The 9,975-nt window shown below is 64.3% G+C and carries 14 protein-coding genes; 5 read left to right on the top strand and 9 right to left on the bottom strand.

Annotation, left to right across the window (positions count from 1 at the left end; genetic code table 11):
* On the bottom strand, positions 1–555 hold a 555-nt coding region (gene cysD / locus V6M39_RS07320; protein ID WP_332643135.1), incomplete at its 3' end, for a sulfate adenylyltransferase subunit CysD.
* Positions 556–640: 85 nt separating this feature from the next.
* A complete protein-coding gene (locus tag V6M39_RS07315; protein WP_332643134.1) occupies positions 641–1,210 on the bottom strand; it encodes a TetR/AcrR family transcriptional regulator in 570 nt (189 codons plus the stop codon).
* A gap of 46 nt (positions 1,211–1,256) precedes the next feature.
* Here V6M39_RS07315 and V6M39_RS07310 point away from each other — a divergent pair, with 46 nt between their 5' ends.
* A complete protein-coding gene (locus V6M39_RS07310; protein WP_332643133.1) occupies positions 1,257–2,798 on the top strand; it encodes a hypothetical protein in 1,542 nt (513 codons plus the stop codon).
* On the top strand, positions 2,795–3,583 hold the full coding sequence (locus V6M39_RS07305; protein ID WP_332643132.1) for an SDR family oxidoreductase: 789 nt from the start codon (positions 2,795–2,797) through the stop codon (positions 3,581–3,583). Before V6M39_RS07310 ends, V6M39_RS07305 begins: the two co-directional genes overlap by 4 nt.
* Here the strand turns inward: V6M39_RS07305 and V6M39_RS07300 are convergent.
* The gene (locus tag V6M39_RS07300) at positions 3,580–4,014 is read right to left on the bottom strand and encodes an SRPBCC family protein (RefSeq protein ID WP_332643131.1); all 435 of its coding nucleotides are present in this window, start codon (positions 4,012–4,014) and stop codon (positions 3,580–3,582) included. The two genes, V6M39_RS07305 and V6M39_RS07300, sit on opposite strands and share 4 nt — an antisense overlap.
* 133 nt (positions 4,015–4,147) lie before the next feature.
* Here V6M39_RS07300 and V6M39_RS18045 point away from each other — a divergent pair, with 133 nt between their 5' ends.
* The 3 genes from V6M39_RS18045 to V6M39_RS07285 all read left to right on the top strand — a co-directional run bounded on the left by V6M39_RS18045 (position 4,148) and on the right by V6M39_RS07285 (position 5,134).
* Complete coding sequence (locus V6M39_RS18045; protein ID WP_442880714.1) at positions 4,148–4,564, top strand: DUF7715 family protein; 417 nt, start codon at positions 4,148–4,150, stop codon at positions 4,562–4,564.
* Between the two features lie 61 nt (positions 4,565–4,625).
* A complete protein-coding gene (locus V6M39_RS07290; RefSeq protein WP_332643129.1) occupies positions 4,626–4,877 on the top strand; it encodes a type II toxin-antitoxin system Phd/YefM family antitoxin in 252 nt (83 codons plus the stop codon).
* Positions 4,874–5,134 (top strand): Txe/YoeB family addiction module toxin, encoded by a 261-nt coding sequence (locus tag V6M39_RS07285; protein WP_332643128.1) that lies wholly within the window; start codon positions 4,874–4,876, stop codon positions 5,132–5,134. The genes V6M39_RS07290 and V6M39_RS07285 overlap by 4 nt, the downstream gene beginning before the upstream one ends.
* A gap of 57 nt (positions 5,135–5,191) precedes the next feature.
* On the opposite strand, the gene V6M39_RS07280 is transcribed toward V6M39_RS07285, so the two are convergent.
* The 6 genes from V6M39_RS07280 to V6M39_RS07255 form a co-directional block, all read right to left on the bottom strand.
* On the bottom strand, positions 5,192–5,428 hold the full coding sequence (locus V6M39_RS07280) for a hypothetical protein (RefSeq protein WP_332643127.1): 237 nt from the start codon (positions 5,426–5,428) through the stop codon (positions 5,192–5,194).
* Between the two features lie 188 nt (positions 5,429–5,616).
* Positions 5,617–5,943, bottom strand: coding sequence for a hypothetical protein (locus tag V6M39_RS07275; protein WP_332643126.1), 327 nt, complete (start codon positions 5,941–5,943; stop codon positions 5,617–5,619).
* 168 nt (positions 5,944–6,111) lie between these two features.
* Positions 6,112–7,260, bottom strand: a complete 1,149-nt coding sequence (locus V6M39_RS07270) for an acetyl-CoA C-acetyltransferase (RefSeq protein WP_332643125.1) — start codon at positions 7,258–7,260, stop codon at positions 6,112–6,114.
* On the bottom strand, positions 7,257–7,847 hold the full coding sequence (locus V6M39_RS07265; protein WP_332643124.1) for a TetR/AcrR family transcriptional regulator: 591 nt from the start codon (positions 7,845–7,847) through the stop codon (positions 7,257–7,259). The genes V6M39_RS07270 and V6M39_RS07265 overlap by 4 nt, the downstream gene beginning before the upstream one ends.
* 2 nt (positions 7,848–7,849) lie before the next feature.
* Positions 7,850–8,653 carry an SDR family oxidoreductase gene (locus tag V6M39_RS07260; protein WP_332643123.1) on the bottom strand — a complete coding sequence of 268 codons (804 nt, stop codon included), beginning with the start codon at positions 8,651–8,653 and terminating at the stop codon, positions 7,850–7,852.
* Positions 8,650–9,813 (bottom strand): acyl-CoA dehydrogenase family protein, encoded by a 1,164-nt coding sequence (locus V6M39_RS07255; RefSeq protein WP_332643122.1) that lies wholly within the window; start codon positions 9,811–9,813, stop codon positions 8,650–8,652. Before V6M39_RS07255 ends, V6M39_RS07260 begins: the two co-directional genes overlap by 4 nt.
* Between the last annotated feature and the right edge of the window lie 162 nt (positions 9,814–9,975).

The following is a 9,975-nucleotide window of genomic DNA, read 5'->3' as shown; positions in this document are numbered from 1 at the left end:
GAAGACGCGCATGTTCTCGCCCTTGTGGTGGCGGCCGTTGTAGAGGCTCCACAGCTCGGGGCGCTGGTTCTTGGGGTCCCACTGACCGAACTCGTCGCGGAAGCTGAAGACGCGCTCCTTGGCGCGGGCCTTCTCCTCGTCGCGGCGGGCACCGCCGAAGACGGCACCGAACTGGTTCTCCTTGATGCCGCGCAGCAGGGAGATGGTCTGCAGCTTGTTCCGGGGCCCGAGCGGACCGCCGATCTCGGTGGCGCGGCCGGCGTCGATGTCGTCCTGGACCGAGGCGACGATGAGGCGCAGGCCGAAGCGCTCAACCGTGTCGTCACGGAACTTGATGACCTCGTCGAAGTTCTGTCCGGTGTCGATGTGCATGACTGGGAACGGAACGGGAGCAGGCCAGAACGCCTTCGTCGCCAGGTGCAGCATGACGACCGAGTCCTTGCCGCCCGAGAAGAGCAGCGCCGGGCGCTCGATGGTCGCGGCCACCTCACGGAAGATGTGGACCGCTTCGGCCTCGAGCTTGTCGAGGTCGGTGAGTTCGTACGTGGTGGTCACGAGTCAGCCTGCCTGGTCGATGCAATACGAGAAAAGTAGAACAGGTTCTAGTTTTGCATCTCGCGGGCCCCCACCGCAAGCCCTTCTAGGGCTGAGTCGCGATGAGCTCCGACACTTGCTGAGCAATGGCGCGTCGTACGTCTTCGGGGTCAGCACCCGTCGCGTCGCTCATGAACTTGCCGAAGATCAGCCATCCGAGCACCGAAGCTCCGGCGACCGAGGTCTGCACCGCATCACCAGGATCGCTGTCGCGCCACAGCCCCGAGAACAGCTCGGTCGTTGAAGCGGTGCCAGGCACTGCCGCCTCCGGACTGTCGAGGACGGCATGGACGAGGGTGCGCCAGTACGAAGGACTCGCTGCCAGGAGGTCGAGGAGCTCCGCAACGACGTCCGGCGACGCCTCCCCCCGGGTAGGCAGTCCGGACTCGATGACCGCCTCGACGACCCCTTGGGCATCCGCGGCAAGCATCTGTTCGAGCACATCCGCCTTGGTGCCGAAGTGGCGATGTACCAGCGCGTGGTTCACGCCGGCGCGGGCGGCGATGTCGCGTACGGAGAATCCATCGGGACCGCGTTCGGCAACCAACTCGCTCGTCGCGGTCAACACCGCTGAGCGGATCTGCGCGCGTCCTCGGGGCTTCGCCTCAACCGTCATGCGAGAAGTCTATACATCCTTGTAACCAACCGGTTACAGTCTTCGGATGCGTCGCATACTCCCAGTGCTCGCCGGAGCGTCCATGCTCGCGGCCCTCCTGGTTGCCGGACCACAGTCCTCGGCGACCCCGGTTCCAACACCAGAGGTCACCCTCCCGCCGATCCCGGCGATCAGCGGTCTGCCAATCCCGTCACTTCCCACCGATCTACTGGTCCCGAAGTTCACCGGAGCGCCAGCCGCGAAGCAGCCGATCGCGCACCCGCCGATTCCGCAGAACCCGTGGCTGTCCCCCGATGGCACCAACACGATGCACAACGACTCGTACGCGTCAGACGCCTACCAAGTCAGCGGCCCATTGGGTCAGAGCCTCAAGGTGAAGTCGGCGTCATACGGCGTCCGCGAGTGCGCGACGATCGCCTTCGACTCTCACAACCGCATCGTCGGACTGTGCGGTGGACTCGAGGGCTTCGGGATGATGGTGATCGACCCCGTCACGCTCAAGCCGATCTCCGAGCTCCGCACCTCGGCCCGCAACCTCGCCACCGGCACCAACCCGCTCACCGACATCTGCGGCGGCACCTACTTCTTCCTCGATGCCGATGACGTCGCCTATCCGACCACCGGTCAGAAGACGATCCAGAAGATCCAGGTGCAAGCCGACGGCAAGCTGGTCAGGCAGCACGAATGGTCACTGGCCGCCAACGTTGCCGCCGACGACTGTCTGATCGCGACAATGCCCGACTACGACGGCCGCATCTGGTTCTTCACCCAGCAGGGCACGGTCGGCACCCTCGATCGCGACACCGGCGCGATCAAGACCTACGAGCTCCCTGATGGCGAAGAGGTCACCAACTCGGTCGCCACCGATGAGACCGGAGGCATGTACGTCGTCTCCACCCATGCGCTCTACCGGCTCGACGCCACCGCCGACGGCGTACCTGAAGTCACCTGGCGCGAGACGTATGACCGCGGGTCCCGCCTGAAGACCGGCAATCTCTCACAGGGGTCCGGCACCACACCGACCCTTCTCGGCGACCGGTGGGTGGCGATCAACGACAACGCCGACCCCAAGACCAATGTGCTCGTCTACGACCGCCGCGAGGGAGTGACCGACCGACTGCACTGCACGCAGCCCGTGCTCGCCGACAACGCCGGCACGACCGACAACAGCCTCGTCGCTGCAGGCAACTCGTTCATCATCGAGAACAACTACGGCTACGGCGGACCGACCACCACGATCCTCGGCAAGACCACGACCCCAGGTCTGGCGCGCGTGATGGTTGAGGATGACGGTTGCCACGTGGCATGGACCAGCAACGAGATCGCACCCAGCTCAGTCGCCAAGGCATCGCTCGGGAACGGACTCCTCTACGCCTACACGAAGCCAAAGCTCACCAACCCGTTGAGCAATGCGCTCGACGCCTGGTACTTCACGGCGATCGATATTCGTACGGGCAAGACCGTCTGGAGCCGCCTCATGGGCACCGGCATCCAGTGGAACAACCACTATGCCGCGATCTACCTGGGTCCTGACGGTGCTGCCTACATCGCCACGCTTGCGGGCCTGATCAGGATCACCGACGGATGAAGACATACGTAGTCAGCGGCGCCGCCAGCGGGATCGGCGCCGCCACCGCCGCTCTGCTCCGCGAGCAGGGTGACCGAGTCATCACGGTCGACCTCCGAGACGCCGATGTGGTCGCCGACCTCGCCACAGCCGAAGGCCGGGCGGAGGCTGTCGCCGGCGTTCAGGCACTGACCGATGTCGTGCACGGTGTAGTACCTGCCGCGGGAGTAGCCGGATCCCCGGGCGTCGACTCGTCCTTGATCGTCTCGGTCAACTTCTTCGGTGCCGTTGCCCTCGTACGCGGCCTCCAACCACAGCTGGCTGCCGCAGCTGGCGCGAGTGTCGTGTTTCTCGCCTCCAACTCGATCACCGGTATGCCCGGATGGCGTGGATCAGTTGCCGATCTCTGCCTCGCCGGCGATGAGGAAGCGGCACGTGCCGATGCCTCCCAGGCCGAGTCGTTCATGGTCTACCCGGGGACCAAAGCGGCACTCGCCTGGTGGGCTCGTCGAGAGGGAATCACCGAGCCGTGGATCGGCGCAGGCATTCGGATGAACTCCGTGGCGCCCGGCATGGTCGACACTCCGATGACCGACAAGCTGCTGGCCGACCCGGAGATGGGACCGCTCGTCGCGGCCTATCCGAGTGCCGTCGGCCGACCCGGGCGACCCGAAGAGATCGCGGCGGTGATTCTGTTTCTACTGTCGGATGCCAGCAGCCTGATGATTGGGTCCGTTGTCTACGCCGATGGCGGCACCGACGCGATGTTCCATCCCCAGGCCCCAGCCGGCTGGGACGTCCGCTAGAGCGACTCGACGTACTTCTTGAAGTCCTTGCTGCCTGAGTCGAGGGCGCTCTTGAGCACCCGCTTGAGTACGAAGCCCGGCATCGGGACCTTCACACCGATCTCGAGATCGAGCTTGATGTGGGTGCCGCTGTCGGTCGGCGTGAGTGTGTAGGTCGCGACCTGCTTGGACTGGACTGAGCTCGACACGAGGGTCCAGGTCACCGAGTTGAGCCCGTCCCATGTGTAGTCGGTGACTTCCTCATCCTTGAACCCGGCGGCCGAGACCTTGGCGCGTACGCGGTGTGGACGTCCATCGGCGTGACGCGTCTCGACCTCGGCGGACTGGTGCGCGCTGGAGCGCTTGGGCAGCTCCTCGATCGCGGCCACGGCGTCCATGACCTGCTCGGGGGTTGCTGCGACGTCGAATTCAGTGGTTCCGGAGACGCTCATTCCGCCACGGTAGTGGCTGTCGCTCTGTTCGGGTCGAGATTCGAGGTGCAGCACACAGCACTGTCCACAGCTTGGTTCCGCGACTCAAGCCGATGTCGGACGCCCCGCCTAGCGTCGAAACAGGAGGTAAGAAATGAAAGTTCTGACAGCAACGACACTGACAAACGGCGAGCGTGACAACGACTTCGATTGGTGCACGCCAGGCGAACTGGTCATGTTTGGGGCCATCTGTGACTGCGATCAACTTGATCCAGATAATGGCTGTGGGTGCGGTCGCGCATTCGCTGGAGTGCATTCACATCGGGCGACCACAACGGCGCTGATTGAGGATCGCGCCATCAGCGAAGCAGACCTCGAGCTCGCGATTCGTACGAGCCTTGAAGACGGCGGTTGGATCGGCCCGTGGACCAGTAGCGAGGATGCTCACTCGATGATCGACGAGGCGATAGAGATGATCAGGCGGACAGCAGAGTGCTTTCCATTGGGCACCGTCGTCGGCACGAGGCTAGGAAAGGTCTTCGAACGTGGGCGAGCAGATGCACCGCACTGATCGAGTTGATTCGCCAGCCGCAAGCGACGTACAATTTCCTGTACGTACGCGGGAGGGCGACATGAAGACAATGAGCTATTCGCAGACGCGAGCCAATCTCGCAGCGACCCTGGATGCGGTCACAGATGACCGCGAGGAAGTCGTGGTGACCCGCGCCGGTCACGAGCCTGTCGTCATCGTGTCGTTGGACGACTACGAGTCGCTCAAGGAGACCGCCTTCCTCCTCAAGAGCCCGGAGAACGCCCGCCGGTTGCTCGCTTCAATCGATCGCCTCGAGAGCGGATCCGGCACCCCTCGGGAACTTGCTGAGTGAAGTACGTCTGGGACGACTCTGCCTGGGAGGACTACCTCTGGTGGCAGCAACAAGATCGCAAGCTGGTGAAGCGAATCAACACGTTGCTCAAGGACATTGCGGGCAACGGCAACGACGGCATCGGCAAGCCTGAGCCGCTGAAGCACGGCTTCCAGGGCTATTGGTCACGGCGAATCACCGATGAACACCGGCTCGTCTACAAGGTCGTCGACGACCAGGTCCGCATTGCCGCCTGCCGCTATCACTACGGCAGCTGAGATGGCCCTGGATCCGCTCGATGATGGTGACGCTGGCCCGACCGCAAGCGTTGAAGCCTAATTGCCAGTCGCCCAGAACCGCTGCATACGTTCAAGAGCCTCATCCTTGGACATCGCGCCAACTTCAGCCTCGGAAAGGCCGACTTCGCGGATCAGCTGAAAGACGATGCTTGCGGGCAGTGCCTCTTGGGGTACCTCTGGAGCACCCCGATCAGGAAGCTTGCCATCTCGCACGCATGCCCAGAACTCGTCCGACGTCACTTCCAACTGGTCGCGGAGGATGTGGCTCCACATGCTCGGTCCGTACGTCGTGCGATCGACTGGTCTCGAAATGCGGGTCCGCAAAATTCGCCCATCATGGAGCGCGAGCTCAAGCGTCACGTGGTGCGCTACCGGCTTCCCTTTGGCGTTGACGGGAGGCGTCCAGCCCTCAATGTCACAAAACGCCTGGTGGTCGTCTCGGTTGGGTGCTGGGGTACTACTCAACTGCCGGTCGCCCAGGCGCGAAGTTGGTCGTCGTCTGAGATACCCACGAACTCAACCAGCGGCCAGTTGTCGGCATGGTTTGGCGCGACGCCCAAATGGTCGTGCCAGTCGATCGCGTACTCGCGAAGCGCGGCGATCAGTTCATCGATGACCTCGTCGGGCGAAGCAGCCTCTGCAGCCAATGGAAGTCCCGGGATGAGCGCCGCCCATGCCCCGTCCTCGAACACCATCTGCACAGGCGAGCCGATGTGAAATGCCAGCAACGCTCGGACGTGCTGTTCGGGCAGAACAGCAACCGCGCCGCTAGGACGTTGAACGGACACGACGCGACCAGACCCAGCGGTGTCCAACAGGTCGCGAAAGCGACTCCGAGCCGACGTGTATGAGTCGTATCGAGTAACTGGAACTTCCTTGACTGAGGTCATACCGCAATCGTCTCTCGATCGGTCAAGTACGTCAAGTACGTCAAGTACGTCAAGTACTTCCTCGTACTAGATCCGTTCGATGATGGTGACGTTTGCTTGTCCGCCACCTTCGCACATGACCTGCAGTCCGTACCGGCCTTCGGTGCGCTCCAGCTCGTTGAGCAGCGTCGTCATCAGGCGGGTGCCGGTGGCGCCGATCGGGTGACCGAGGGCGATGCCGCCGCCGTTGACGTTGACCTTCTCGTGCGGGACGTCGAGCTCCTGCATCCAGGCGAGCACGACCGAGGCGAACGCCTCGTTGCACTCGAACAGGTCGATGTCGCCGACGGACATACCGGCCTTGGCGAGAGCGTGCTTGGTCGCCGCGATCGGGCCGGTCAGCATCCAGATCGGGTCATCGGCACGTACGGACAGGTGGTGGATGCGGGCACGCGGAGTGAGGTTGTGGTCCTTGACGGCCTGCTCGGACGCAATGAGCATCGCGCTGGCTGCATCGCTGATTTGCGAGGCAACGGCAGCGGTGATTCGACCGCCGGGAGCCAGCGGCTGAAGTCCCGCCATCTTTTCGAGCGATGTGTCGCGGGGGCACTCGTCGGTGCTGAAGTCGCCGACGGGAGCGATCTGGTCCTTGAACCTGCCTTCGGCGATCGCCGTACGAGCCCGCTCGTGCGATGCGAGGGCGAACTCCTCCATGTCCTCGCGGGTGATGTCCCACTTCTCGGCGATCATCTCGGCCGAACGGAACTGGCTGACTTCCTGGTCGCCGTAGCGCGCGTTCCAGCCGGGCGACTCGGCGAACGGTGTCGTGAAGCCGTACTGATCCGCGACCAGCATGGCTGCGGAGATCGGGATGGCGCTCATGTTCTGCAAGCCGCCGGCCACGACGAGATCCTGCGTTCCGGACATCACGCCCTGTGCGGCGAAGTGCACCGACTGCTGCGACGAGCCGCACTGGCGGTCGATCGTCACGCCGGGCACGTGGTCGGGCAGTCCGGCGACGAGCCAGGCCGTACGCGCGACGTCGCCGGCCTGCGAGCCGATCGTGTCGCAACAACCCATGATGACGTCGTCGACGGCACCCGGATCGATGCCCGTGCGGTCAACGAGGGCCTTGAGCACGTGACCACCAAGATCGGCGGAGTGCATCTGTGCGAGGGAACCGCCGCGGCGGCCAACCGGCGTACGTACTGCGTCAACGATGAATGCTTCGGTCATGAGGTGATCCCGTCGAGAAGGATGGTGAGGTACTGATTGGCGATGTCGGTGTGGCTGAGCTTGGCGCCGGGGCGGTACCAGCGGACGGCGACCCAGACGGTGTCGCGGATGAAGCGGTAGACGAGCTCGATGTCGAGGTCCTGGCGCAGGGCGCCCGAGCTGACACCCTCGTTGAGCAGCGCGTGCCAGACGTCGCGCGACTGCTTGTTGCGGTCAGCAAGGTAGGCGAAGCGGTCGAACGTGCCGAGGTAGTCGGCCTCGTTCTGGAAGATCGCGACCTCGTTGCGGTGCTGGTCGATTGCCTCGAACGAGACGCGCACGGCGGCGTCGAGCTTGGCTCGCGGGTCAGCGTCGCCGGCGACGATCTCGGCGTACTTGCCGAACAGCTCCTCCTGGAACGACGACAAGATCTCGTCGACCATCGACTCCTTGGAGTCGAAGTGGTGATAGAGCGAGCCGCTCAGGATTCCGGCAGCGTCAGCGATATCGCGGACCGTGGTGTTCTTGAATCCCTTGGTCGCGAAGAGCTCAGCAGCGATCGCCAGCAGCTCTTCGCGCCGAGTCGAGGTCTGCGCCTGTGACGTCATGGCTAGGCCCGCTGGCTCGAGACGGAAATGACTTCACCAGTGAGGTACGACGAGTAGTCGGACGCGAGGAAGACCATCACGTTGGCGACCTCCCACGGCTCGGCGGCGCGGCCGAAGGCCTCACGCTGCTTGAGCTCGTGGAGCAGCTCATCGCTGGTGACCTTGGCGAGGAACGGGTGCATGGCCAGCGACGGCGAGACCGCGTTGACCCGGATCCCGTACGGCGCGACGTCGAGCGCAGCGCAGCGGGTCAGCGCCATGACGCCGGCCTTGGCAGCCGCGTAGTGCGCCTGGCCCTCCTGCGCACGCCAACCGATGACGGACGCGTTGTTGACGATGACACCCTTCTTGCCTGCGTCCTTCATACGGTTGCCCGCCGCGCGTACGCAGCGGAACGTGCCGGTCAGCGTGATGTCGAGGACGCGAGACCAGTCCTCGTCGGCCATCTCCAGGATGTCGGCGGTGCCACCGAGGCCAGCGTTGTTGATCATGATGTCGACGCCGCCATGCTCGTCGGCAACGTCGAGGAGCGCCTGCACCTGAGCCTCATCGGTCACGTCCACGGTGATGGCGCGTACGCGGTCCTCGCCGAACTCGGCACCGAGTGCCGCGCGCGACTCTTCGAGGCGACGCTCGTGGGTGTCGCTGATGACGACCATCGCGGCACCCTCTTCGAGCGCACGACGCGAGACCGAAGCTCCGATGCCTGCTCCCGCGGCGGCCGTCACGACAACGACCTTGCCGGCGAGGAGGTTGTGGCCCTCGACGTAGTCAGGGGTGGGCTGCTCAGGTCGCATGACGGTCATCCGCGTGCTTCTCTCGGTAGGCCGAGCACGCGCTCGGAGATGATGTTGCGCTGAACTTCGTCGCTGCCGCCATAGAGCGTGTCGGCGCGAGAGAAGAGGTAGAGGTTCTGCCATCGAGTCAGGTCGTACATCTCGCCGTTGGTCACGAGCGCTCCGGATCCGCAGACCTCCATGGCGAGCTCGCCGAGGCGGCGGTGCCAGTTGGCCCATACGAGCTTGGCGACGTTGTCGGCACCAGGTGTCGCTTCGGTCAGCGAGCGGATGGCGTTGACACGCATGACCTCGAACTCGGCGCTGTGCTGAGCGAGGCGATCACGGAGTACGGGGTCATCGAGCGAACCGTTACTGCGCGCGAGCTCGATCAGGTCATTGAGCTCTCGCTCGAAGCCGACCTGCTGGCCGAGGACCGAGACGCCGCGCTCGAAGCCGAGCAGCGCCATCGCGACCTTCCAGCCATCGCCGGGCTCGCCAAGGATCATCGACTCGTCAGTACGGGCGCCGGAGAACCAGACCTCGTTGAACTCCACGCCGCCGGTGAGCTGCTCGATCGGACGGATCTCGATGCCGTCCTGGTCGAGCGGCACAAGAAGGAAGGAGAGACCGTGGTGTCGTGACGAGCCTGGCTCGGTGCGGGCGATGACGAAGACCCAGTCGGACTTCTGAGCCCAGGATGTCCACACCTTCTGGCCGTCGACGACCCATTCGCCATTGTCGAGAACGCCCTTGGTGCTGACGGCGGCGAGGTCGGAGCCAGCGCCGGGCTCGGAATAGCCCTGGCACCACTGCTCTTCGACGTTGAGGATCTTGGGGAGGAAGCGTGCCTTCTGCTCCTCGGTGCCGAACTCGATCAGCGTTGGGCCGAGCAGCTTCTCGCCCAGGTGGTTGACGGTCTCGGGCGCATCGGCGCGGGCGTACTCCTCATAGAAGATGGCCTGCTGCGCGAGGCTCAGACCGCGGCCGCCGTGCTCCGTCGGCCAGCCGAGGCAGGTCCAACCGTGCTCGGCGAGATGACGGTTCCAGGCGAGGCGCTCGTCGTACGCGTCCTCACCACTACCGGTGCCGCCCACACCCTTGAGGTGGGCCCATTTGCCGGTCAGGTTTTCTGCCAGCCAGGTGCGTACTTCCTCGCGGAAGGCAGCGTCATCGGTTGCAGTGCTCACCGCTGGCTCCTTCCTGCTCCGGTCGTACTCCGTTAAGGTAGCCTACCAAGCAAGTGTTTGGTTTGTTGAGAGGATGTGCAGTGGGCAACACCGTCCCTGGTCTCGTACGCCGCGCCGCCAAGGATTTTGGCGACGCTCCGGCGTACGTCATGGATGGCCGCA

It is taken from the genome of Aeromicrobium sp. (assembly GCF_036675695.1).
Classification (GTDB): Bacteria; Actinomycetota; Actinomycetes; order Propionibacteriales; family Nocardioidaceae; genus Aeromicrobium.
Note: the sequence above shows the minus strand (reverse complement) of the source record. Positions and strands in the feature narration are given on the sequence as shown.